Annotated in this window: 19 protein-coding genes; 13 read left to right on the top strand and 6 right to left on the bottom strand. The window is 73.8% G+C overall.

Annotated features, from left to right (window positions below):
- Positions 1–8 precede the first annotated feature (8 nt).
- Positions 9–1,601 carry an MFS transporter gene (locus ACZ619_RS35105; RefSeq protein ID WP_469607819.1) on the bottom strand — a complete coding sequence of 531 codons (1,593 nt, stop codon included), beginning with the start codon at positions 1,599–1,601 and terminating at the stop codon, positions 9–11.
- A gap of 192 nt (positions 1,602–1,793) precedes the next feature.
- Between ACZ619_RS35105 and ACZ619_RS35100 the strand changes: the two genes are divergently transcribed.
- From ACZ619_RS35100 to ACZ619_RS35055, 10 genes are all read left to right on the top strand, one after another.
- A complete protein-coding gene (locus ACZ619_RS35100) occupies positions 1,794–2,789 on the top strand; it encodes an Lrp/AsnC family transcriptional regulator (protein WP_469607816.1) in 996 nt (331 codons plus the stop codon).
- A 191-nt stretch (positions 2,790–2,980) separates the two neighbouring features.
- Positions 2,981–4,156: a sensor histidine kinase gene (locus tag ACZ619_RS35095; protein WP_469607813.1), complete on the top strand. Its 1,176-nt coding sequence runs from the start codon at positions 2,981–2,983 to the stop codon at positions 4,154–4,156.
- Positions 4,153–4,833, top strand: coding sequence for a response regulator transcription factor (locus ACZ619_RS35090; RefSeq protein ID WP_469607811.1), 681 nt, complete (start codon positions 4,153–4,155; stop codon positions 4,831–4,833). Before ACZ619_RS35095 ends, ACZ619_RS35090 begins: the two co-directional genes overlap by 4 nt.
- A gap of 166 nt (positions 4,834–4,999) precedes the next feature.
- Positions 5,000–8,200 carry an efflux RND transporter permease subunit gene (locus tag ACZ619_RS35085; RefSeq protein WP_469607808.1) on the top strand — a complete coding sequence of 1,067 codons (3,201 nt, stop codon included), beginning with the start codon at positions 5,000–5,002 and terminating at the stop codon, positions 8,198–8,200.
- A 58-nt stretch (positions 8,201–8,258) separates the two neighbouring features.
- On the top strand, positions 8,259–8,873 hold the full coding sequence (locus ACZ619_RS35080; RefSeq protein ID WP_469607806.1) for a TetR family transcriptional regulator: 615 nt from the start codon (positions 8,259–8,261) through the stop codon (positions 8,871–8,873).
- A gap of 184 nt (positions 8,874–9,057) precedes the next feature.
- Positions 9,058–10,665: an MDR family MFS transporter gene (locus tag ACZ619_RS35075; protein WP_469607804.1), complete on the top strand. Its 1,608-nt coding sequence runs from the start codon at positions 9,058–9,060 to the stop codon at positions 10,663–10,665.
- Between the two features lie 254 nt (positions 10,666–10,919).
- Positions 10,920–12,188, top strand: coding sequence for a bifunctional glycosyltransferase family 2/GtrA family protein (locus ACZ619_RS35070; protein ID WP_469607802.1), 1,269 nt, complete (start codon positions 10,920–10,922; stop codon positions 12,186–12,188).
- A gap of 23 nt (positions 12,189–12,211) precedes the next feature.
- Positions 12,212–12,727, top strand: coding sequence for a mannosyltransferase YkcB-related protein (locus ACZ619_RS35065; RefSeq protein ID WP_469607800.1), 516 nt, complete (start codon positions 12,212–12,214; stop codon positions 12,725–12,727).
- Between the two features lie 22 nt (positions 12,728–12,749).
- Positions 12,750–13,493, top strand: coding sequence for a response regulator transcription factor (locus ACZ619_RS35060; RefSeq protein WP_469607798.1), 744 nt, complete (start codon positions 12,750–12,752; stop codon positions 13,491–13,493).
- Positions 13,490–15,001, top strand: a complete 1,512-nt coding sequence (locus ACZ619_RS35055; protein ID WP_469607795.1) for a sensor histidine kinase — start codon at positions 13,490–13,492, stop codon at positions 14,999–15,001. Before ACZ619_RS35060 ends, ACZ619_RS35055 begins: the two co-directional genes overlap by 4 nt.
- A gap of 59 nt (positions 15,002–15,060) precedes the next feature.
- Here ACZ619_RS35055 and ACZ619_RS35050 read toward each other — a convergent pair whose 3' ends face one another.
- The 3 genes from ACZ619_RS35050 to ACZ619_RS35040 all read right to left on the bottom strand — a co-directional run bounded on the left by ACZ619_RS35050 (position 15,061) and on the right by ACZ619_RS35040 (position 18,100).
- Positions 15,061–15,702 (bottom strand): DedA family protein, encoded by a 642-nt coding sequence (locus ACZ619_RS35050; RefSeq protein ID WP_469607793.1) that lies wholly within the window; start codon positions 15,700–15,702, stop codon positions 15,061–15,063.
- A gap of 183 nt (positions 15,703–15,885) precedes the next feature.
- Entirely contained in the window at positions 15,886–16,992 is a 1,107-nt protein-coding gene (locus tag ACZ619_RS35045) for an NAD(P)/FAD-dependent oxidoreductase (RefSeq protein ID WP_469607790.1), read from the bottom strand.
- Between the two features lie 130 nt (positions 16,993–17,122).
- Positions 17,123–18,100: an AraC-like ligand-binding domain-containing protein gene (locus ACZ619_RS35040; protein ID WP_469607788.1), complete on the bottom strand. Its 978-nt coding sequence runs from the start codon at positions 18,098–18,100 to the stop codon at positions 17,123–17,125.
- 200 nt (positions 18,101–18,300) lie between these two features.
- On the opposite strand from ACZ619_RS35040, the gene ACZ619_RS35035 reads away from it, so the two are divergent.
- On the top strand, positions 18,301–19,602 hold the full coding sequence (locus ACZ619_RS35035; protein ID WP_469607785.1) for a helix-turn-helix domain-containing protein: 1,302 nt from the start codon (positions 18,301–18,303) through the stop codon (positions 19,600–19,602).
- A 13-nt stretch (positions 19,603–19,615) separates the two neighbouring features.
- On the opposite strand, the gene ACZ619_RS35030 is transcribed toward ACZ619_RS35035, so the two are convergent.
- The gene (locus tag ACZ619_RS35030) at positions 19,616–21,901 is read right to left on the bottom strand and encodes a helix-turn-helix domain-containing protein (protein ID WP_469607782.1); all 2,286 of its coding nucleotides are present in this window, start codon (positions 21,899–21,901) and stop codon (positions 19,616–19,618) included.
- A 253-nt stretch (positions 21,902–22,154) separates the two neighbouring features.
- On the opposite strand from ACZ619_RS35030, the gene ACZ619_RS35025 reads away from it, so the two are divergent.
- Both ACZ619_RS35025 and ACZ619_RS35020 read left to right on the top strand, forming a co-directional pair.
- Positions 22,155–23,126, top strand: a complete 972-nt coding sequence (locus tag ACZ619_RS35025; RefSeq protein WP_469607779.1) for an alpha/beta hydrolase — start codon at positions 22,155–22,157, stop codon at positions 23,124–23,126.
- 23 nt (positions 23,127–23,149) lie between these two features.
- Positions 23,150–23,869, top strand: a complete 720-nt coding sequence (locus ACZ619_RS35020; protein WP_469607776.1) for an alpha/beta fold hydrolase — start codon at positions 23,150–23,152, stop codon at positions 23,867–23,869.
- 69 nt (positions 23,870–23,938) lie between these two features.
- On the opposite strand, the gene ACZ619_RS35015 is transcribed toward ACZ619_RS35020, so the two are convergent.
- Positions 23,939–24,535 (bottom strand): IS481 family transposase (locus ACZ619_RS35015; protein ID WP_469607774.1); only part of this gene is annotated, 597 nt, incomplete at its 5' end.

Raw genomic sequence — 24,535 nt, 5'->3', positions numbered from 1 at the left:
TCCCGCCGTCAGGCGGCCCGGGCGGCCGGCGCCTTCTCGCCGGCGGTGCGGCCGGCGGGCCGCGGGTCCGCCGGGGGACGGGGCGCGCGGAGCAGGACCGCCGCGGCCAGGGCGGCCAGCAGGGTCAGGCCGCCCGCCGTGATCAGGCAGAGGCGCAGACCGTCCAGGAAGGAGTCGCCGAGCGCGCCCATCACCTGCCCGGTCCGCGCGCCCAGGTCCAGTTCGGCGACCGCGCCGAGCCCGTCCGCCCGCGCGACGGAGACGACACGGTCCCGCGTCGCGCCGGTCACCCCCGCGTCGGCGAGGTGGCCGGGCAGCCGGCCGACGGCTCGGGTGGTCAGCAGCGCGCCCAGCACGGCGGGACCCAGCGCACCGCCGACCTGCCGGAAGGCGTTGTTGCCCGCGGCCGCCATGCCGGCCAGCCGGTACGGCACGGAGGCCACCGCGGTCGCCGTCATGGGCGTCATGACGAAGCCCATGCCGAGCCCCAGCAGGGCCAGCCGCCAGGCCGCCGAGCCGAAGGAGGTGCCGGCGCCCAGGTCGACCAGCAGGAACTGCGCGGCGGCGACCACCAGCAGGCCCCCGGTGATCATCACCCGGGCCGGCACCCGGTGCATCAGCCGTCCGGCCGGCCCGCCGACGAGCAGGGCCGCCCCGGTGACCATCAGCAGCCGCCAGCAGGCCTGAAGGGTGTCCAGCCGCTGCACCATGCCGAAGTAGAGACTGAGGACGAAGAAGAAGCCGATCAGCGCCAGGAAGCTGGTCGTCGCGACGAGCGCGGTGGCGGTGAAGGCGGGGCTGCGGAACAGGCCCGGATCCAGCATCGGGCTGTCGCTGCGCCGCTCCACCAGCACGAAGGCGACCCCGGCGGCCACAGCGGTGAACAGCGCCACCATCACCTTGACGTCGGTGAACGAGGCCGCCCCGCCCTCGATCACGCCGTACACCAGCGCGGTCACGGCGAGCGTGGCGGTGAGCTGGCCGGGCCAGTCCAGCCGGCGCCCCTGCGGAGCCCGGGAGTCGGGCAGCCGCCGGGCCGCGACGGCGACGGCGAGCAGCGCGACGGGGACGCTCGGCAGGTAGATCCAGCGCCAGGAGAAGTGCTGCACGACCACACCGGCGAGCACCGGACCGACGGCCAGGGCCGCCATCAGACAGGTGGCCCATATGCCGATGAACTTCCCGCGCTCCCGGTGGTCGGGCACCGCGTGGCTGATCAGCGCCAGCGTGGTCGGCAGCAGCGCGGCCGCGCCGGTCCCGGCCAGCGCCTGCCCGGCCCAGACGGCCTCGACGGAGTGCGCGCACAGGGCGGTGACCGCGCCCGCCGCCGAGAACAGCAGACCGGCCTGGAACACCCGCTTGCGCCCGTGCACCTCCCCGAAGACACCGGCGGTCAGGATGAACGCGGCCATCGGCAGCACGAACGCGTCCTGCACCCAGGACAGTTGGGAGGTCGACGCACCCAGCGCCGCCTGGAGGGCGGGCAGGCTCACGGCGACGGTGGTGACCGGCAGATAGGCGACGAAGACGCCCAGGCAGGCCATCACGATCGTGGCCGCCCGTCGCTCGACCGGCCCGCCGGCCGGTGTCGTCACGTTCACGGAGACACTCCTTCGCGGCACACCGCGCCGCGGTCGGGGACCACCGCGCTACCCGGTGGCCCGTGGGGTACGGACCTCCGGTGGGAGACCCGCCGGCACAGCATCCGGTCCGCCGTCCGCAACCACCAACCGCGTCCCCCGTGAGCCGCAGAATCCTCCAGAGGACCCGCATCCCCGTGGCAGACTTCCGCCATGCTCGACCTCGTGGACAGAAAGATCCTCCGCGCCCTGCAGTGCGCGCCCCGGCTGTCCTTCCGCCGGATCGGCGAGGCGGCCGGCGTCTCCGAGCAGACCGCGGCCCGCCGCTACCAGGCGCTGCGCAGGAGCGGCGCGCTGCGGGTGGTGGGGCTGGTCAACCCGTGGGTGTACGGCGCCGCGCAGTGGGTGGCCCGGATCCGCTGCCGTCCCGACCGGGTCGACCCGCTGGCCGAGGCCCTCGCCCGCCGCCCCGACATCTCCTGGGCCCATCTGGCCTCGGGCGGCTCGGAGATCATCTGCATCATCCGCTCACCGCTGGAGATGCCGCGCGAGGACGTCCTGCTGCGGCAGCTGCCGCGGTCCGCCGCGGTCCTGGACGTCAGCATCGACCTGGTCATCCACAACTACGACGCCCCGGGCACCGCCGAGTGGACCGGCTACGGCGACAGCCTCGACCCCGAGCAGGTCCGGCGGCTGACGGCGCAGCGCCCGCCGCTCGTCCCGGGGCCGCCCACCCCGCCCGCCGAGGAGGACGCACCGCTGCTCGACGCGCTCGCCGAGGACGGCCGTGCCACTCACACCCGGCTCGCCGAGGCCAGCGGCTGGTCCCTGAGCCGGGTGGCGCGCCGGCTGGAGTCGCTGGAGAGCTCCGGCACCCTGGAGTACCAGGTCGAGCTGCTCCCGGAGCGGCTCGGCCACCGTCTCAACGCGATCCTCTGGCTGCGGGTCGCCCCCGCCCATCTGGAACGGGCCGGCACCGAACTCGCCCGGCACGAGGAGGTCCCCTTCGTCGGGGCCATCAGCGGCGAGCACAACCTGATGGTCAGCGTCATCACCCGCGACCCCGAGGACTTCTACCGCTATCTGACCACCCGCGTCGCCGCGATCCCCGGCGTCGGCGGCTACGGCGTCAGCGTCCGCGTCCGCCACCTCAAGAAGGCCGCGTCCCTCATCTCCCGGGGCCGCCTGGTACCCCCGTCGTCCCGGTAGCGCGCGCCCGCTCAGGGCCCGTCGCACCGGCTCCGACCGGCACAAACGGTGCCGTACCATCGGCGAGGCCGTGTACCGCGGGCGCGGTACGCCGATCTGCCGCGTTCGGGGGACGAAGCGGGCCCGCGGTCGTGCCTAGTCTGTCGCCATGGGTTCCCCGAGCCGACGAACCCCCGAGGAGGGCCGCTCACGTGAGAGACGCCCCCCTGGTCGGCGGTGTGACCCTGCTGGCGCTCGCCGTCGACTTCTTCGACCCGGCGGGTCCGCGGGTACCGAACGCGCTGGACGTCGCCGTGGTGCTCCTCGCGGGCGCGCTGCTGCTGGCGCGGGCGCGCCGGCCGCTGGCGGTGCTCGCCGGGGTGTCGGCGCTGTCCGTCGTCCACCAGGCGTGCGGGGGCCTGGCCGCGGCCACCGCACCGGCCCTGATGACCGCGCTGTACTGCTGTGGTGTGCGCACCGACCGGCGCACCGCCTGGCTCGCCACCGCCGCCGCGGCGGTCGCGGTGGCCGGGGCGGGCACGGTGTTCCAGGAGGGCCCGCTGCTGGGCCCCATGCGCCTGGGCACGGCGCCGATGATGGGCCTCGCCACCGCGCTCGGGGACTCCCTGCGCAACCGGCGGGCCTACATCGACGCGCTCCGGGAGCGCGCCGAGCGCGCGGAGCGCACCCGCGAGGAGGAGGCCGCCCGCCGGGTCGCCGAGGAACGCGTACGCATCGCCCGCGAACTGCACGACGTGGTCGCGCACGAACTGACGCTGATCAACGCGCAGGCGGGCATCGGGGCCCATGTCGGCCGGGACGATCCGGCCCAGCTGGCCGAACTGCTCCTCGCCATCCGCGACGGCTCGCGCGGAGCCCTGGACGAACTGCGCTCCATCGTCGGCCTGCTCGGCCGGGCGGGGGAGCCGGGCGCACCGATGGAACCCACCCCGGGGCTGGCCCGGCTCGACGACCTGGTGCGGTCCTTCGCCCGCGCCGGACTCCGCGTGGACGTGGTCCGGGAAGGCACCGCGGAGACGGTGTCCCCGGCGGTGGACGTCGCGGGCTACCGGATCGTCCAGGAGGCACTGACCAACGTGACCAAGCACGCCACCACGGACTCCGCCAGGGTCCGGCTGCGGTACGGCCGCGACGCGCTGCGGATCAGCGTGGAGAACCCCGGCGGCGCGGTGCCCGCCCGGGCCGGCGGGGAGGGCACCGGGCGCGGGCTGATCGGCATCAGGGAACGGGCGGCGGCGGCCGGGGGCAGCACCGCGATCGGGCCGCGCCCCGACGGCGGCTTCCTCGTCGACGTGCGCCTGCCGCTCGGCCGCGGCCGGGTCCTCGACGCAGGCTCCCGCAAGCGCGCCGCGGAGGGCGCCGTATGACGGTCCGTGTCCTGCTCGCGGACGACCAGGCGCTGCTGCGGGGCATGCTGCGGCGGCTCGTCGAGGCCACCCCCGGCATGGAGCTGGCCGGGGAGGCCGTGGACGGCGCCCAGGCCGTGGAGGTCGCCCGCGCCGAACACCCCGACGTCGTGCTCATGGACGTCCGCATGCCCGGGCTCGACGGGATCGAGGCCACCCGCCGGATCACCTCCGACCCGGATCTGGCCGGGGTGAAGGTACTGATCCTGACCACCTTCGAGATCGACGAGTACGTGGCCCAGGCCGTCCGCGCGGGCGCCCGGGGATTCATCGGCAAGGGCGCCGACCCGGAGGACCTGCTGACGGCGATCGAGACGGTCGCCGCCGGCGAGCCGATGCTCTCGGCCGCGGCCACGGCGGCGCTCATGGCCCGGTTCCAGCTGACCGCCGCGGAGACCTGGACCGAGCGGCCTGACCTGCTGGAGGAGCTGACCCCCCGCGAGCGCGAGGTCCTCGCCCTCGTGGCCCGCGGGCTCACCAACGAGGACATCTCCCGCGACCTCGGGCTCAGCCGGCACACCGTCAAGACCCATGTGAACCGGGCCATGGGCAAACTCCGGGTCAGCGAACGGGCCCAGCTGGTCACCATCGCCTACGAGACCGGACTGGTCCGGCCCCGGCCCCGGCCGCGCCCGTGACCGCGGTACGGGGCCGGTCCGTGTAGCGCGTCCGCGGTACGCGCGGAACACCGCGGCGGGGCGACGACAGGGCGGACGGCGGCGGCCAGGGTGGTGGCGGGCCGCCCGGCACCCATGGACCGGGCGGCCCGTTCCTCGTCCGCCCGCAGAAGAGAGATCCCGCCCGATGTCCTGGTTGTCCAGGGTGAGCATCGCCAACCGCAAGTTGGCCGCGCTGATCACGATGCTGGTCGTCGTCCTCGGCGTGTACGCCGTCCCGTCCCTGAAGCAGCAGCTGCTGCCTGACCTGTCCTTCCCGTCCGTCACCGTCACGGCCACCTACCAGGGCGCGTCGCCCGAGGTGGTCGAGGACCAGGTGGTCAAGCCCATCGAGGACGCGGTCAAGGGCGTCGACTCGATCCAGACGATGACCTCGACCTCGCGCCAGGGCTCGGCGACGGTGTCCCTCCAGTTCGACTTCGGTGTCGACACGGACACGAAGTCCAGCGAGGTGCAGCAGGCCCTGTCGAAGAGCAGCGCACAGTTCCCCGACAACGTCGAGCCGCAGGTGGTGACGGGCGGCACCGGGGACCAGCCGACGCTCACCCTGGCCGCGACCTCGGACGCCGACCAGCAGAAACTCGCGGACCAGCTCGACGACAAGGTCGTCCCGGAGCTGAAGGCCGTCGACGGGGTCAACCAGGTCACCGTGTCCGGTGAGCGCGACCAGGTCGTCGTCATCACCCCGGACTCCGCCGAGCTGGCGCGGGCGGGGCTGACCACCCAGTCGATCAGCACCGCGCTGACCTCCGACGGCCGTACCGGCGCCGGTGGTTCGGTCGACTCGGACGGCAAGAGCCTGAGCATCGTGATCGGCGGCTCGATCACCTCCGTGCGGCAGATCGAGGACCTGTGGCTCAGCGGCTCCGCGTCCGGCTCGGGCTCCGTGTCCGGCTCGGGCGCGCCCGCGGTCTCCTCCGGCGCCGCGGCCACCGGGGATCCGGTGCGGCTCAAGGACGTCGCCTCGGTCGAGCTCAAGGACGCCGAGGTGTCCTCGCTGACCCGGACCGACGGCCGGGCGAGCCTGGGCGTCTCCGTCACCATGGACCACGGCGGCAGCTCCGCCGCCATCTCCGAGGACGTCCGCGCCGAACTGTCCGGCCTGGAGAAGTCCCTCGGCGACGGCGCGAAGCTCACCATCGTCTCCGACTCCGGCCCCCAGGTGAGCGAGTCCGTCGACGGACTGCTGGAGGAGGGCGTCCTCGGACTCCTGATGGCGATCCTGGTGATCGTCCTGTTCCTGCGCTCGGTCCGGTCGACCCTGGTGACGGCCGTCTCGATCCCGCTCTCCCTGCTGATCGCCCTCATCGCGCTGTGGATCGAGGACTACTCCCTCAACATCCTCACCCTGGGCGCCCTCACCATGGCCGTCGGACGGGTCGTCGACGACTCGATCGTGGTGCTGGAGAACATCAAGCGGCACCTCGGATACGGCGAGGAGAAGCGCGCGGCGATCATCTCCGCGGTGCGCGAGGTGTCCGCCGCGGTCACCTCCTCGACCCTCACCACGGTCTGTGTCTTCCTGCCGATCGGCCTGGTCAGCGGACTGGTCGGAGAGCTGTTCGGGCCCTTCTCGATGACCGTCGCGGTCGCGATGATCGCGTCCCTCGTGGTGTCGCTGACCCTGGTGCCCACCCTCGCCTACTGGTTCCTCAAGCCCCCGAAGGAGGCCGAGGGCAGGGATCCCGAGGAGTTCCGCCTGATCGTCGAGGACGAGGAGCGCCACGGCGCCCTCCAGCGGGCGTACGTCCCCGTCATCGCGTGGGCGACCCGGCGGCGCAGGACCGTGCTCGGTATCGCCGTGGCGCTGCTGGTGCTCACCTTCAGCATGGTCGCCGGGCTCAAGACCAGCTTCCTCGGCGACTCCGGACAGGACTCGCTGAGCGTGACCCAGACGATGCCCGCCGGAACCAGCCTGAACGCCACCGACAAGGCCGCCAGGAAGGTCGAGAAGGTGCTCGCCGGCATCGACGGAGTCGCGTCCTACCAGGTCAACATCGGTTCGCAGGGCGGCGGGTTCATGGGCGGCGGTGGCGGCGCGGCCGACAGCGCCTCGTACAGCATCTCCCTCAAGGACGACGCGGACCCGGACGCCGTGCAGGACACCCTGCGCGCCAGGTTCGAGGGACTCTCCGGCGCGGGCGAGCTGACCTTCAGCTCCAACTCGGGCTTCGGGACGAGCAGCGACGTCGAGATCACCCTCAAGTCGGACGACGACACGACGCTGAACACGGCCGCGCGGCGGGTGCAGGACGCCCTGGCCCACGTCTCCGAGGTCACCGGTGTCACCAGCGACCTCTCCCAGGAGGCCCCGCAGCTCACCGTACGGGCGAAGGGCGAGGCCGCGGCCCGGTACGGCCTGACCGACACGAGCATCGCCTCGGCCGTGAGCGAGGCCGTCCAGGGGTCCACGGTCACCCAGATCACCGTCGACGGAACCCAGCGCGACGTGGTGCTCAGGACGGCGGCGAAGGCACCGAACTCCGTCTCCGCGCTCAAGGCCCTGGAGATCTCCACCTCCTCCGGTGACGTCCGGCTGGACAAGGTGGCCACGGTCACCCGGACCGAGGAGCCCGTCGAGCGCAGCCGGATCGACGGCGCCGAGGCCGTCACCGTCTCCGCGACCCCGGTCGGCGACAACACCGGTGCCGCGAGCAGCGCCGTGCAGGCCGCGGTGGACAAGGTCGACCTGCCCTCCGGTGTCACCTACGAGACGGGCGGCGTCACCTCCAGCCAGGACGACGCGTTCAGCCAGCTCGCCCTCGCGATCCTGGCCGCCGTCGCCATCGTCTTCCTGGTGCTGGTCGCGGTCTTCCGCAGTATCCGGCAGACCCTGGTCCTGCTGATCTCCATCCCGTTCGCGGCCACCGGCGCCATCGCGCTGCTCCGGATCACCGACACCCCGCTGGGCGTGGCGGCGCTCATCGGCATGCTGATGCTCATCGGCATCGTGGTCACCAACGCCATCGTGCTGATGGACCTGGTCAACCAGTACCGGGCCCGGGGGATGTCCATCGAGGAGGCCGTGCGCGAGGGCGGCAGCCGCAGGCTCCGGCCCATCCTGATGACCGCGCTGGCCACGATCTTCGCGCTCATGCCCATGGCGCTCGGCATCACCGGATCGGGCGGGTTCATCTCCCAGCCGCTGGCCGTGGTCGTCATCGGCGGTCTGCTCAGCTCGACCCTGCTGACCCTCGTGCTGATCCCGACCCTCTACACGATGGTCGAGACCAGGCGGGAGCGCCGGGCCGCCCGCAAGGCGGGAGGAGGTGCGGCGGCAGCGGCGGCGGTGCCGGAGCAGTCGGCGGATCACGTCGGCGTGAGCTAGGCGCCGGGGCGTTCTTGCAGTCACTGCACGCTTTACGCCTCGTGCAATAATCTCGTCCATGGTCATGCCCGGCGAGAGTCTGCGCGAACGCAGGCGCCGACAGACGCGGCGCGAGATCCACCTCGCCGCCCTGCGGCTGGTCCAGGAACACGGCCTCGACAAGGTCACGACCGACATGATCAGCACGGCGGCGGGGGTCTCGCCCCGCACCTTCTTCAACTACTTCCCGAACAAAGAGGAAGCCGTCCTGCCGGGGCCGGCGCAGTTGCCGCCCGCTCTGGTCGAGGAGTTCGTCGCGGCGGGTCAGACGCCGGCCAGGGAGGTACTGGCCGACCTGACCCGGCTGCTTGTCCGGGATCTCGCCGCCAACCCGCCCTCGCGCACGGACTTCCGTGACGTGTTCGCGCTGGCCGGCGGTCATCCCGCCCTGCACACCGCGCTGGTGGCCCGCTTCGACGGCTTCGGGCGGTCCGTCGCCGAGGCGGTCGCCCGGCGGCTCGGCCTGGAGCCCGAGGACGAGGTCCCGAGCCTGATGTCCGCCCTCGCCCTCGCCGCGGTGCGCACGGGCATCGAGCGCTGGTCGGGCGCCGGTCCGCAGGGCGGTGCCGAGGACTCGCCGGTGCCCCACGTGGAACGGTCGATGGCGCTGCTGCGGTCCCTGCTGACCGACTGACCGGAGCCGTCCGGGCACGAGAGGGAGCCGGTGCGCACGGCCGCGCCGCCCTTCCCGCCGTCCCGGTCGGCTCCGCCATGCCTTCATGGTCCGCACTTGGTGCCGAATCCGCAGAACTTGCAGAGTGTGCAAGACTGGTCGTGGGGCGCCCCGAGACGCCGCCGATCCCGAACCCGGAGACCCGATGAGTGACACCGCCCCCGCGGCGGCCCTGGCGCAGGAGCGGGCATCCTCCGCCGAGCCCGGCCGCTTCGGCCTGATATACGCCGGCCTGATGGCCGTGATGCTGCTGTCCTCGCTGGACCAGACCATCGTCAGCACCGCGCTGCCCACGATCGTCGGCGAACTGCACGGCGTGAACCACATGGCCTGGGTGACCACGGCGTACATCCTCGCCGCCACCATCGCGATGCCCGTCTACGGCCGCCTCGGCGACCTGCTCGGCCGCAAGAACCTCTACATCGGCGGCATCCTCGTCTTCCTCGTCGGCTCGGTGATCGCCGGGTCCGCGCAGGACATGGCGATGCTGGTCGTCGGCCGGGCCGTCCAGGGCCTGGGCGGCGGCGGACTGATGATCACCTCGCAGGCGATCGTCGCGGACCTGGTACCGCCCCGGCAGCGCGCCAAGTACATGGCCCCCATCGGCGCCGTCTTCGGCCTCTCCGCCGTCGTCGGCCCGCTGCTCGGCGGCTGGTTCACGGACGGCGTCGGCTGGCGCTGGTGCTTCTGGATCAACCTGCCCGTGGGGCTGATCGCCCTCGCCGTGTGCGCCGTGGTCCTGCGCCTGCCGCGCAAGGCGGCCAGGGTCACCATCGACTACCTCGGCATCACCCTCATGGCGGCGGCCGTCACCTGCACCGTCCTGGTCGCCGACTGGGGCGGCACCGACTACGCCTGGAGCGATCCGCTGATCCTCGGCATGGGCGCCGCGGGCGCCGCCGCCTGGGCCCTGTTCTTCCTCTCCCAGAGCCGGGCCGCCGAGCCGGTCATCCCGCTGCATCTGTTCCGCAGCCGTATCTTCAACATCGCCACGCTGATCGGCATGATCGTGATCGGCGTGGGGATGTTCGCGGTCATCGGCTACCTGCCGACCTATCTCCAGATGGTCTACGGCGTCAGCGCCACCCAGTCCGGCTGGCTGCTGCTGCCGATGGTGGTCGGCCTGATGGGCGCCGGCATCCCGGTCGGCCAGCTGATGAGCCGTACCGGCCGCTACAAGGTCTACCCGATCATCGGTTCCGCCGTCGTCGGGGCCACCGCGCTCGCGATGTCCACCATCGACGTGGACACCCCGCTCACCCTGCTGTGCGGGTACCTCCTCCTGCTGGGCGTGGGCATCGGCCTGATGTTCCAGACCCTCGTCCTCGCCGTCCAGAACGCCTTTCCGCCGGGCGACGTCGGGACCGCGACCTCGGCGAACAACTTCTTCCGCGAGATCGGCGCCACCCTCGGCACCGCGGCGGTCGGCGCGGTCTTCACCAGCCGGCTGGGCGACCAGCTGGCCGCCCGCCTGTCACCGGGCGACCTGAAGGCGGTCGGCGGCAGCGAATCCCTGACCCCGGCACTGGTCCACTCCCTCCCCGACGAGGTCCGGGACGCGGTCGTCAGCGCCTACCAGCACGCTCTCACGCCCGTCTTCCGCTACCTGGTCCCGCTGTTCGCCCTCGGCCTCGTGCTCGCCTTCCTGCTGCCCGAGAAGCGCCTCGCGAGCGGCGATCCGGACGCGGACGACGGGACCGGCCACGACACCGAGCCCGAGGGGCGGGGCCCGAAGGCCGTACCGGTCGGCTGAGCGCCCCGCGCGGACGACGGCTTCGCACCCCGCCTCGCGCCAGGCCCCGCACCCGGCCTCGCCCCGCACCCGGCCCGGGCCCACGGTGTTCTGTGGACCCGGGGCCGAACACTGCACGCACGCAACGGTTCTGACGCTCCGTCAGTTCTCAGAATTCTTTCCGGCATCACCCAGTCGCACCGGCAAGAGTCATGACCCGCCCACCACCGGGCCCAGGAGCCGCCCCCATCTGTCTCCTCCCGCTCTAGGAAGCCATGCCTCCCACCGCCCCCCACCTCACCACCGCCCCGGCCCACGACTTCCAGCGCCCCGGCACTGCGGAACCCGCCGGTCCGGGCACGGCCACCGTCGACATCGTCATCCCGGTCCACAACGAGGAACGCGCCCTCCCCGGATGCCTGCGCACCCTCCACGCCCGGCTGCGGGAGGGGTTCCCCTTCCCGTGGCGCATCACGGTCGCGGACAACGCGAGCACCGACGGCACCCTCGCCGTGGCCCGGCGGCTCGCCGCCGAACTGCCCGCCGTCGCCGTCGTCCACCTCGACCGCAAGGGCCGCGGCCTGGCCCTGCGCACCGTCTGGGGCGCGAGCGAGGCCGACATCGTCGCCTACATGGACGTGGACCTCTCCACCGGTCTCGACGGTCTGCTGCCCCTGGTCGCCCCCCTGGCCAGCGGCCACTCCGACCTCGCGATCGGCAGCCGCCTCGCCCCCGGGGCACGCACCGTGCGCGGCCCCCGCCGCGAGTTCGTCTCCCGCTGCTACAACGGCATCATCCGGCTCACCCACGGCGTCCGGTTCACCGACGCGCAGTGCGGCTTCAAGGCCGCCCGCACCGAGGTACTGGGCCCGCTGCTCGAAGTGACCCAGGACGACGCCTGGTTCTTCGACACCGAACTGCTGCTGCTCGCCGAGCACAACGGACTGCGCGTCCATGAGGTCCCGGTCGACTGGGTGGAGGACGTGGACACCCGGGTCGACGTGGTCGGCACCGCCACCGACGACCTGCGCGGACTGTGGCGGATGGCCCGCGCGAAGGCCTCCGGGGCCGCCCGGGTCGAGCTGCCCGGCCGCTCCGCACCCGCCGCCGAGCACCCGGACGCCGTCCTCGCCGCCCCCTCCACCCGGCGCACCGTGCTGTCCTGGGAGGTCGGCTGCTTCGTCGCCGTCGGCGTCGTCTCCACGGTCGGCCAGGCCGTCCTCTACGCCCTGCTGCGCTCCTGGTGGTCGCCCGCCCTCGCCAACCTCGCGTCCCTCCTCGTGCTGACCCTCCTGAACACCGAGGCCAACCGCCGCCTCACGTTCCGGCACACCCGGGCCCGTCCGGCCCGCGCCCACCTCGGCGCCGGCGCCCTCTTCGTCGTGGGCTACCTGGTCACCTCGCTCGCGGTGCTCCTGTTCAGGCAGGCCGAACCGACCGCCTCGACGGCGGCCGAGACGCTCGTGCTCACCTGCGCCTCCCTGGTCGTGACCGCCGTGCGCTTCGTCGTCCTGCGCACCGCCGTCTTCCGCAGCTCCCACTGACCCCACGAGAGCGACCCCCCTCGATGAACACATCCGCTCGCCCGGCGCCGCCCACGCCGGTCCACCAGGCGCCCGGACACCCGGCCCGCCGCCCGGGCCCACCTGGACGGCTCACCGGCGAGCGGCGCAAGATCCTCGCCCACGCCGTCGAGCACGCGCCCCGGGCACGTACCGAGCCGGCCGTGGCGAGCGGAGCCCGGGGCGCCGCCCCGTTCATACTGGACACCGACGAGACGGTGACCGGCATGGGCGGATTCACCGACCAGGACGACTCCCCGTCCGTCGACCAGCTCGAACGCTGGACCAGGGACGGCGAGCTGCGCCACATCCTCGGCACCGAGACGTCGGCCGGCGGGGCGGGCGCGCCGTCCACGGGCGGCCAGAACGGCCGGGCCGCCAAGCGTTCGGAGTGGATCTCGAAGAACTGCACGAAGGTATCCGCCTCCGCGTACGGCAACTCGTCGGGCGAGGACACCGGCACCGCCTCTCCGACGGGCGGCGCCTCCGTCCTGTACGACTGCGCGGCCGACCGGCACTGAGAGAGAAACGGAACGACGCACCATGACCCCGCCGCCCACCGCCGGCCCCCGTCACCGGCTCCTCGTGGTCGAGGACGAGCCCAGTATCCGCACACTGCTGGAATCCACCCTCAGGCTCGCCGGGGGATACGAGGTGAGCGGCGCGGACAGCGGGCGGTCGGCGCTGGTCGAGGTCGAGCGGGTGCGTCCGCACCTGATGCTCCTCGACGTGATGCTGCCGGACCTGGACGGCTTCGAGGTGACCCGGAGACTGCGGGCGGCGGGCAACGACGTGCCCGTGCTGTTCCTGACCGCCCGCACCGGCGTCGACGACCGGATCAAAGGGCTGGCGGCGGGCGGCGACGACTACGTGGCGAAGCCCTTCAACATCGAGGAGGTCCTGCTCCGGATCGAGGCCATCCTGCGCCGCACCGCCGCCGAAGCGGAGCCGCCCGAACCCGTCGGGATGCTCCGCTACGCCGACGTCGAACTCGACGAGCTCGCGCACGAGGTGCACCGGGCCGGCCAGTACGTCGCGCTGTCCCCCACGGAGTTCCGGCTCCTGCGCTATCTGCTCGTCAACGCCGGCCAGGTGGTCAGCAAGACGCAGATCGTCGACCACGTCTGGAGCTACGACTTCGCGGGGGACCAGCGGATCATCGAGACCTATGTGAAGTACCTGCGGCGCAAGATCGACCGGTTCGATCCGCCGCTGATCCACACCGTCCGCGGCATCGGCTACTGCCTGCGGCTGCCGCGCGACCACCAGGAAGCGCCCGAGTCGTGACCCGGCGGGCCCCCCTCTCCCCGAAGTCCCTGCGCGGCCGGCTGATCCTCGGCGTCACCCTGCTGGCCACGGCCGCGGTGGTGGCGTCCCAGCTCGCCGGGTTCCTGGTGCTGCGCACCTGGCTGATCGACCGCGTCGACCAGCAGCTGACCTCCTTCCAGCCGCCGTCCCAGGCGCTCCTGAAGGCGCTGCGCGAGTCCGACGCGGACCGCACCGGCCAGACGAACCCGCTGCCCTCCGACTTCCGGGTCTACCAGTACGACGCCGACACGGGCCGCCTGATGAAGTCCTCCCTCGGCTCGAAGGACGTCCCCGCGCCGCGGCTGCCCGCCGAGGCGGACGACCTCACGCTGCGGGAGGGACGGCCCGTCACCGTGGCCGCCGTCTCCGGCGACGGCCACTGGCAGGTGCTGCTGCGCACCACGGACGACGGCTCCAGGATGGTGGTCGCCCTGCCGCTCGACACGGTCGACGGCGCCATGTCGAAGCTCCTGTGGGCGGACGTCGTCCTGCTCGCCGTGACGGTCGCGGCCCTGCTCGCCCTGAGCCGTTCCGTCGTACGGCTGGGACTGCTGCCGCTGACCCGGATGGAGCGCACGGCCGCCGACATCACCGAGAGCCGCCCCGACCTCAGGCTGCCCGACACCGACCCGCACACCGAGATCGGCCGGCTCGGGCGGGTGCTGAACTCGATGCTCGACCGGCTCCAGCGGGCGCTGGGGGAGCGGGAGGCGTCCGAGGCCAGGCTGCGCCGGTTCGTCGCCGACGCCGGCCACGAACTGCGCACCCCGCTCACCGCGATCCAGGGGTACGCCCAGCTCGCCCTGCGCCCCGAACGCCGGCCGGCCGAGGAGGAGCGCGAGGCACAGCGGATCGTCGCGCAGAACGCGGAGCGCATGAGCCTGCTCGTCGACGACCTGCAACTGCTCGCCACCCTCGACAAGGAGCCCGCGTACCAGGCGGAGGAGGTCGACCTGCTGTCGCTGGCGGCCGACGCGGTGAGCAGTGCCGCCCTGCACGGGCCCGCGCATCCGGTCGACCTGGGGCCGCTGGGCGGGGCGGGCGACGACGCCGAACTGGACATAGTCCAAGCCCTCGGCGACCCGCACCGGCTGCGCCAGATCGTGGAGAACCTGCTGTCCAACGCCCGCGTCCACACCCCGCCGGACACCCGGGTGCATGTGCGCGTCGGTGTAGCCAAGGCGGGCTTCCGCAGCGGCGGCACCAACCGGTCGGGGCGCTACGCGGCCTCCGCGCCGCTGCCCCCGGGCTCGACGGTGGCCGTCCTGGAGGTCGCCGACGAGGGGCCCGGTCTCGCCGCGAAGAACGCCGAGCACGTCTTCGAGCGCTTCTACCGCGCCGACCCGTCCCGGTCCCGGGCCCACGGGGGCAGCGGCCTGGGCCTGGCCATCGCGGCGACCATCGCCGAGGGCCACGGCGGACGCCTCGAACTCGACACGGCCCCCGGCCGGGGCTGCACCTTCCGCCTGGTCCTGCCGGCCGTCTGACGGCCCCGGCCGCCCGGCCGGCACCCCGGCGGCCCCGCTGCGCCTCCGCGCCGGTCCGCTCACCGGCAGTCCTGGCCGGCCCGGGCGCGGCGTGCCCGGCGGGCCTCCACCAGCAGGGGCAGCAGGGACAGGACGACGATCACCGCGACCATCGGCATCAGATAGCGGTCGACGTGGGAGACCGACGACCCCAGGGCGTACCCGGCGAGCACGAAGGTCTGGGACCAGAGCACACCGCCGACGACCTGCCACAGGGTGAACGTCCGCACGGGCACCCCGAGCGCGCCGGCCGCCGGATGCAGCACCGACCGCAGTAAGGGCACGAAACGGCCGATCACCAGCGCCTTGCCGTAGCCGTAGCGGGCCAGCAGCCGCTCCGCCCGGGCCGCCCCCGCCCGCACCCGGGGCCGCCCGGTACCGGTCAGCAGCGGACGCCCGCCGTGCCGTCCGATCAGATAGCCCACCTGCGCGCCCGCCACCGCGCCGACGGCCGCGCACACCAGCACCTGCCACAGCTCCAGCCGGGGCCCCCGGTCCGCGTTCGCCGCGCACAGCACGCCCGCCGGGAACAGCAGGGTGTCACCCGGCAGGAAGAACCCGACGACCAGCAGCCCGGACTCGGCGAAGACCACCGCCAGCACGCCCAGCGCCCCGAACGCGGCGAGCAGCGCCCCGCTGTCCGTCACCCCGACAGCGATCACCGCTCTCGCCTCCCCGTCCCCGTCCGCCGGTCCCTCCCTCAAGTGTCACGTGCCGGAGCCCGGCACGCCCGGACGAACCGACGGCGGTCCGGTTTCCGACCCGCGCGGACAGCCGGCGGACGGCGGGCGGGCGGGCGGGCGCGGGGCGCCGGAGGGGGAGGACGGGCACCGGTGCGGTCGGGGTCAGGCCGCGGAGTACCCCAGCTGCCGTCTGATGTAGGGGGTCATGAGGTTCTTCGCCTTGGCCATGGCGGTCGTACGGGTGCCGAGCACCGCGGTCTCGCCGAGCGGGACGGGCAGCACGGTCACCCCGTCGGCCGAGCCGAAGGGCACGATGAGCGGGGTGCGGTGGACCGCGCGGTAGGAGCGCGCCTTCTTGCTGTGCCGTCCCGAGCTGCGCAGGTAGGACGTGATGTTGTGGGCGGCGACCTCCGCCTGGGCGAGCGCGGCGGGGGTGACCTTGAGCTCGGCGACGTCGTTCACGTCGCCGACCGCGAACACGTCCGGCCGGCTCTCCACCCGCAGCGTCCGGTCGACCCTGACGTGCCCCGTCTCGTTCAGCCAGTCGCCGTGCCCGGCCAGGCGCAGCCAGAGCGTGTTCGGGGTGGTGCCGGTCGCCCAGAAGGAGAGGTCGGCGCTGAGGACGGCGCCGTGCGCGTCACGGTAGGTGCCGAACTCGTGGCCGGGGGACATGAAGGAGTCCAGCCGGACCGCCACGTCGTGCGTCTCCAGCCAGGTGCGGGCCTTGCGGCCGGCGCGGGCGCTGCCCGTGGAGTTGAGCAGTTCCTCTCCGGAGTGCGCGAGGGTGACCCGGGCGTCCGGCCTGGCCAGCCGGATCTCCGCGCTCAGCTCGACGCCGGAGGGACCCCCGCCGACGACGAGGATGTGCCCGGCGGCGGCGATGTTCTGCTGGTGCTCGGCGAAGGCCTTGGCGGCCTCGTCGGTGCTGGCGCCGACGAAGCGGGCCGGTTCGGGGTAGTCGGCGCCGGTGGCGATCACCAGCACGTCGTACGGCAGCCGGTCGCCGGTGGCCAGGACGACCCGGCGCTCCGCGGTGTCGACGCGGACCGCCTTGCCCACCACGACCGTGCCGTTGGTCAGCAGCCTGTCGTACGGGATGAAGGGGGCCGACGTCCAGTCCGAGCGCACCCCCGCCCGCAGGGAGGCGATGCGGTGGAAGAAGACCTCCTTGCGGTCCACCAGCGTGACCCGTGCCGACGCGTCCAGCTTCTTCGCGAGCCGTACGCCCGCGTAACCGCCGCCGATCACCACTACGTTGCCGTCCCGCACAGCGCTACTCCTGAGACAGGTGGGAGGGAATGGCCAGCGAGTGTAACGCTTGAAACCTCAATCGTACGGTGGGATGTGTGAGAGAGCTGTAAAGAGGCCGAAACGTGCCCCCTGCGGATCGGTTCCGTGCCTAGGAGACCGCGTCCGTCGGCAGCGGCGGACGCCGGCCGGACTGCCAGTCGCGGGGCGAGACACCGTAGGCCGCGCGGAACACCCGGCTGAAGTGGCTGTGGCTCACGAAACCCCAGCGGCGGGACGCCGCGCCCACGGTCAGCGCGGTCGCCGGGTGGCGGGACAGGTCCTTGCGGCATCGCTCCAGACGCTCCCGCAGGATCCAGCGCGCGACCGTGACGCCCTCCCACTCGAAGGTCTTGTGCAGATGGCGCACGGAGACCCGGTGCGCCGCCGCGATCGACTCCGGCGTGAGCCGGGGGTCGTGCAGTCTGGCCAGGATGTAGTCCTTCACCAGCGCCAGCACCGAGTGCGGCTCCGCCCCCGCCGCCAGCCCGGCCCGCCCCGCCCGCTCGTGCGCCAGCACCGCCAGCAGGTCCGTCGCCACGTCGGCGAGGCCGCGCCCGCTGTCCGCCTCCCACGCGCAGGCCTCCGCCGACACCCGCGTGAGATAGTCGTTCACCAGCGCCGGAACACCCCGGTCCGCACTGAAGACGGTGGCGACCAGCGCCCTGAGGTCCCGCTCCGGCACGCGCAGTTCGGCCCGCGGCAGATGGATCGCGGTGAACCGGAAGTCCTCCGTCAGCGACTTGGTGAAGACCCGGCCGGAGTCCGAGACGGCGAACTGGCCCGGCCGTATCAACGCGCTCTTCCCGTCCTGCTCCAGCACCGCGATCCCCTGGTGCTGGAGCGTGAGGGTGAGCCACTCCGCGCCGTCCCGGGCGATCTGGCGGCGCCCCCGGGTGACGGTCTGCGCCCCGGCCCGCACCTCGGCGATCCGCAGGAACCCCAGACTCCTCGACCGGATCGTGCCGACGGCCGGCACCGGCTCGTGCAGCGTCACGTCGAGCGGGATGAAGGTCTTCGACACCGCCTCGTGCCAGTAGTCCCGCCGATCGGCCGGGGCGAGCGCCGCAGTGGACCGGACGACCTGCACGTACTGCCTCCTTCGAACCGCTGATCTTCGCGGTTCCATTCAACGAGGCGGCGGGAGGCGACTCCAGGAAGAAACACAGGAAGAAGTCGCCGGACCGCCGGCGCGGCTCCCGGGCCGGCAGGTGTCCGGACCGCCTTCGCGCACCCGCTCCGCATAGGATCGACAGGGTCCCGACGATCAGGAAAGCGAGCCGCCCCAGCGTGACGCCCCCGCCCGACCCCGGCTTCGGACCGCTGGTACGGCGCTACCGGCACGCGGCCGGTCTCACCCTGGAGCAGCTCTCCGAACGCGCGGGCGTCAGCGTACGCGCCATCGGCGACATGGAGCGCGGACGCAGCCTCAGCCCCCGCTCCCGTACGGTGACCGCCCTCGCCGACGCCCTCCGGCTCGGCGAGAGCGACCGGGCCGCGCTCACCCGGGCGGCCCGCGCCGGCCGCCGCCGTCCCGACGACCCCGCCCCCGGCCCCGGCGAACTGCCACCGGACACCTCGGACTTCGTCGGCCGGACCGAGGAGATCCGATGGCTCGCCCGGGACGGCGGCCGGACACCGGTCACCGTCGTCTCGGGCGCACCCGGCACGGGCAAGACCGCGCTCGCCGTCCACGCGGCACGGCAGACCGGCGAGCGGTACGGCGACGGACGCCTGTTCGTCGCGCTGCACGGCCTCGGCCCCGAACCGGCGGCACCCCGCGACGTGCTGCTGCGGCTGCTGCGGGCACTGGGGGTGCGCGCCCGCGCCGTCCCCGCCGACCCGGAGGAGCGCCGCGCCCTCTACCGCGCCCTGCTGCGCGAGCGCCGCGTGCTCGTCGTCCTCGACGACGCGGCCGACGAGGCACAGGTACGGCCGCTGCTGCCCGAGCCCGGCCGGGGCGCCGTCTGGATCACCGCGCGCCGCGCCCTGACCGGCATCGAACACGCCGGGCGCCTCCACCTCGGGCCGCTGCCCGCCGGGTCCGCCGCCGAACTGCTCGCCGAGGGCATCGCCGGCCGGGGCCCCCTGTCCGGCCCGGACCGGGCGGCCCTGCCCGCGATCGCCGAGTACTGCGGCCGGCTGCCGCTCGCCCTGCGCATCGCCGCGAACCGGCTGCTCGAACACCCCGCCTGGACCGTCCGCGACCTGGCCCTCGACCTCGCCGAGCCTGCCTTACGGCTGGACCGGCTCACCGCCGGGGACCAGGACGTCGGGTCGGCCTTCGCGCTGTCCCACGCCCGGCTCGCCCCCGGCCAGCGCGTCATGTTCCGACGGCTCGCCCTGGCGCCCGCACCGGACTTCGACGCCGCGACGGCCGCCGAACTCACCGGATTCCCGGCGCACCGGGCCGAGCAGCTGCTGGACGAACTCGTCGAACTCGGCCTGCTGGTCCCGGTGCGGGAGGACCGCGTCGCCTTCCCCGGCCTGCTCCGGCTGTACGCGGAGCGGCGGCTGCGCGGCGAGGAGGACCCGGCGGCGATCCGGCCCGCCCGCGACCGCCCGGACGCCCCGCGCACCCACGAGGGCTGACGCACCGGGGCCGTCAGCCCCGCGTCCACTGCGCGCGCAGCTTCTCGGCCTCGTCCACCTGCCCCTGGTCCCCGATCTCGGTTGCCACGCCGTGGCCCGTGCGCAGCCAGGTCAGAGCGGTCTCCTCCGCGCCGAGCGCCCACGCCGACCGCGCCTTGACGAGACATGCCTGGCAGTACAGCGCGGGCACACCGGCCCGGTCGTTCATCGCCAGCGCGCTGTCCGCCGCCGCGTCCGCCTCCTCCCAGCGGCCCAGACCGAGCAGCAGATGGGTGCGGCTGCAGTACGCGACCAGCGTGTTGCAGTCGGCGATGTGCCGGGCGGGCGCGGTGTCCGGGTCGGCGAGCAGGGCCAGGAGCCGGTCCGTGGTGCCGAGCGCGTCCCCCAGCCGGCCGCTCGTGCGCTGGGCCCGGGCCAGGACGATCAGCGCGGTGGGCCGGCCCTCCCGGTACTCCGTGCCGGCGAACAGCTCGTCGGCACGCCGGGCGTACGACAGCGCCTCCTCGAACCGCTCGCAGGACGCCGCCGTGTGGCCCGCGTACGTGTACGCCCAGGCCTCCTGGAGCGTGTCGGCGGCGCGGCGGGCGAGTCCGGCGGCCTCCAGGGCGAGCGTGAGACCGGTCGCCGCGTCGTTGCGGCAGTAGAAGTACGCCCAGGAGAGGTAGTTGGCGTGGGTGGCCTCCGCCGCCGGGTCGTCGAGCGCACGGGCGGCGGCGCGCGAGAGGGCGAACACGTCGTGCCAGTGCCCCCAGAACGGCCACCGGTCCGAGAACCAGTGCATCGACTCCGCGACCCGCACCACCGTCGCGTGGTCGCGGTCCGCCGCGGCCTCGCGCAGGGCGGCGAGCCAGTTCACGCTCTCCGTCTCCAGCCAGTGCTGCGCGGCCGGCCGGTCGGCGATGTCGACCAGGGGCGAGCCGGACGCGCCGGCCGTGGTGTCGTCGCCGGGCTCGAAGCGGGAGCCCGCCGTGTGCGCGGTCCCCAGCAGCCAGGTCCGCAGGGTGGTGCGGGCCTCGCGCACCGCCTCCGGGGACTCCTCGTCGCGCAGCCGCTGGCCCGCGTAGAGCCGGATGAGGTCGTGGAAGGAGGCACGGCCGCCGGGGGAGTGGCCGAGCAGGCCGAGTTCGAGCAGCTCGTCCGTGAGCTGCTCGGCCTCGCCGAGGCCCGACGCGGTGAGGACCGCGCCCAGCGCCGGGTCGAAGTCCGGGCCGGGCACCAGCGACAGCCGCCGGAACAGGGCCTGCGCGGGGGCGGAGAGCTGCTCGTAGGAGAGGGTGAACGCGGACTGCACGGCCAGGTCGCCGGCGGTCAGCCGGGTCAGCCGGTGGTCCTCGGCGGCCAGCCGGTCGGCCAGCGTGGCCGCGCTCCAGGCGGGGCGGGTGACCAGCCGGTTCCCCGCGATGCGCAGCGCGAGCGGCAGGCCGCCGCACAGCTCGGCGATCCGGGCCAGGGCGGCGGACTCGTCCGCGCCGCCGCCCGCACTGGCGGCTCCCTGCGGGAAGGAGGTGCGCCGGTGCTCCGTGATCGTGGTGAGGAGACCGGTCGCGGCGGTGTCCGGCAGCGGGGTCAGGGCGAGCCGGCGGGCGTCGGCCAGCCCGGTCAGGGCCCGGCGGCTGGTCACCCAGACGGCACCCCGGCCCGGCACCGGCAGCAGCGGCAGGGCGTGGCCCTCGTCGGCCGCGTTGTCGATCACCACGAGGACGTCGGCGCCGCCGACCGTCTCGCGGTACAGCGTCTGCCGGGCGTCGCGCGGCACCGGCAGGTCGCCCTCGGCCACGCCGAGGGCCCTCAGGAACCGGGCCTGCACGTCGTACGGGTCGAGCGGCTCGGCGTCGAGCCCGCGCAGGTTGACGAAGAGGCAGCCGCCGCCGAACCGGCCGGAGTGCAGCCGGGCCGCGTGCACGGCGAGCGCGGTCTTGCCGAGTCCGGGCGCACCGTGCACGACGGACACCGGGTGCGTGCCGTGCTCCCCGAGCCACCGCGTCTCCGGCTCGCGGCCCGCGAAGTCGGGTATCGCGGCCGGCAGTTCGCACAGCCCCGGGGCGGCGGTGGGCGGCCGGCGGCGGCCCTCGCGGGCGGCGGTCAGCAGCGCGTCGGTGTCGTCGGGGGCCAGCCCCAGCGCCTCGGCCAGCGCCCGCACGGTACGGGCCTGCGGGCCACGGCTGTGCCCGCGCTCCATGTCACCGATCGCCCGCGCGGTGACCCCCGAGGCCCCGGCGAGTTCCTCCAGCGTCAGCCCGGCGGAGTGCCGGTGCGCCCGCAACAGCGACCCCAGCGGACGCGGTCCTGCCTCTCCCACAGCCGTACTTTCCTCTCGGTGACCAGTCACTTCAGCCTACGTGTCCCGGAGGACAACGCACCGGGGAGCCCACCGCCGTCGGGACCGGCTGGGCCGGTGGGTGTGGGGTTGGCAAGCGGGAACGTCGTTGTCGTGCGTGGAGGGGACGGTGGTCGTGCGCGGTCGGGACAGTGCGGGGTCGTGGGCGGGCCTAGCGTGCGAGTGGTGGCGTCGGGAACGGCCCGGCGCCGGGTCACACGTCTGGAGATTTGTCATGAGCGACGCCGTAGAGCCGGTGCGGCCGGTGCTGGAGCCCGCGGCCCAGGACTTCGTCGAGGCCACGGCCAACCCGCCCTACCTCTTCGACCTGGCGCCCGCCGACGGCCGCAAGGCCGTGGACGAGGTGCAGTCCGGCGAGATCGCCAAGCCGGACGTGGACGAGGAGTGGATCACCGTCCCCGGCGGTCCGACCGGCACGGTCCGTGCCCGGATCGTCAAGCCGGTCGGCGCCGCGGGCCCGCTGCCGGTGATCCTGTACATCCACGGCGCGGGCTGGGTGTTCGGCAACGCCCACACCCACGACCGTCTGGTGCGCGAACTCGCCGTCGGCGCGCGGGCCGCGGTCGTCTTCCCCGAGTACGACCTCTCGCCCGAGGCCCGCTACCCGGTCGCCATCGAGCAGAACTACGCCGTGGCCCGCTGGGTCGTGGAGCAGGGCGCGGCCAAGGGCCTCGACGGCAGCCGCCTCGCCGCCGTCGGCGACTCGGTGGGCGGCAACATGACCGCCGCGCTGACCCTGATGGCCAAGGAGCGCGGCGACGTCCCGCTGGTCCAGCAGGTGCTGTTCTACCCGGTGACCGACGCCGACTTCGACACCCCGTCGTACCACCAGTTCGCCGAGGGCTACTTCCTGCGCCGCGACGGCATGCAGTGGTTCTGGGACCAGTACACGACCGACGAGGCCGAGCGCGCCCAGATCACCGCCTCCCCGCTGCGCGCCACCACCGAGCAGCTCACCGGTCTGCCCCCGGCCCTCGTCATCACCGGCGAGGCCGACGTGCTGCGCGACGAGGGCGAGGCCTACGCCAACAAGCTGCGTGCGGCCGGCGTGCCCGTCACCGCCGTCCGCTACCAGGGCATCATCCACGACTTCGTGATGCTCAACGCGCTGCGCGGCACCCACGCCGCCGAGGCCGCCATCCAGCAGGCCGTCACCGTCCTGCACTCGGCCCTGCACACCGCCTGACCCGACACGGGGAGACCCCTCACATGTCCACGCCCACTCCCACCGTCGTCCTGGTGCACGGCGCCTTCGCCGACGCGGCCAGCTGGTCCGGCGTCATCGCCGAGCTCCAGGGCCACGGCATCCCGGTCGTCGCGCCACCCAACCCGCTGCGCGGGCTCGCCTCCGACGCGGCGTACATCGCCTCCGTCGCGGCCCAGATCGACGGCCCCGTCGTCCTCGTCGGCCACTCCTACGGCGGTGCCCTGATCACCGTCGCCGGCACCGCCGAGAACGTCGTCGGTCTCGTCTACGTCGCCGCCTACGTCCTGGAGGAGGGCGAGAGCCTCGGCGAACTTCAGGGCCGCTTCCCGGCGTCGCCGCTGGTCAGCAACCTGAAGCAGTGGACGTACCCGGTCGCGGGCGGGGACGAGGCGGTGGAGGTCACCATCGTCGAGGACGCCTTCCCGGCGGTGTTCGCCGCCGACGTGCCCGCTGCCACCACGAAGGTGCTCGCGGCCGCGCAGCGTCCGCTGGCCGTCGCCGCGTTCGAGGAGAAGGCCGCGGCCGCCGCCTGGCGCACCAAGCGGTCCTGGGCCCTGGTGGCCGGCGCCGACCGGGCCATCGACCCCGAGGTGGAGCGCTACGGCGCTCAGCGCGCGGGCGCGACCACCGTCGAGCTGGAGGGCGCCTCGCACGCGGTCGCGGTCTCCCGCCCCAAGGAGGTCGCCGAACTCGTCCGGGACGCCGTGCGCGCCACGTCCTGACGGTCCGGCGCGGCGCGGCCGACGGGGGAGAACCCCCGCCGGCCGCGCCGCGCCGTCGCTTCGGCCGCCCTAGGTGTATTGCCCTGTGAGGTTGGGGACGCGGCTGGCGGGTGGTTTGCCTGCGAGCGCGGTGTGTCCGCGGTGGTGATTGTAGGTGTGCAGCCAGTTGGGGAAGGCGTCGCGTCGTTCCTGCTCTGAGCGGTAGGGGCGGGCGTAGGCCCACTCGTCGAGCGGGGTGCGGTTGAGGCGTTCGACCTTGCCGTTGGTCTGGGGCCGGTAGGGCCGGGTTCGCTTGTGGGTGATCCCGGCCGCCGCCAGGGCGTCGCGCCAGTTGCGGGAGCGGTAGCAGGAGCCGTTGTCGGTCAGGACCCGTTCGACGGTGATCCCGCATGAGGTGAAGAACCCTTGGGCCCGGGTCCAGAAGGCGGTGGCGGTCTCCTTCTTCTCGTCTGCGTGGATCTCGCTGTAGGCCAGGCGGGAGTGGTCGTCGACGGCGGTGTGCAGGTAGCTGTAGCCGGCATTCGAGCGGGTCTTGCGGCCTGCCTGTCGGCCCAGGGCCTTGTGGCCGCCACCGTCGGGGATGTTGCCGAGTTTCTTGATGTCGACATGGACCAGTTCGCCGGGCCGGTCGCGTTCGTAGCGGCGGATGACACGGCCGGTGGCCCG

Source organism: Streptomyces sp. NPDC104367, from assembly GCF_055583825.1.
The sequence above is the reverse complement of the archived record's forward strand: the minus strand, read 5'-3'. Positions and strand labels throughout refer to the sequence as shown.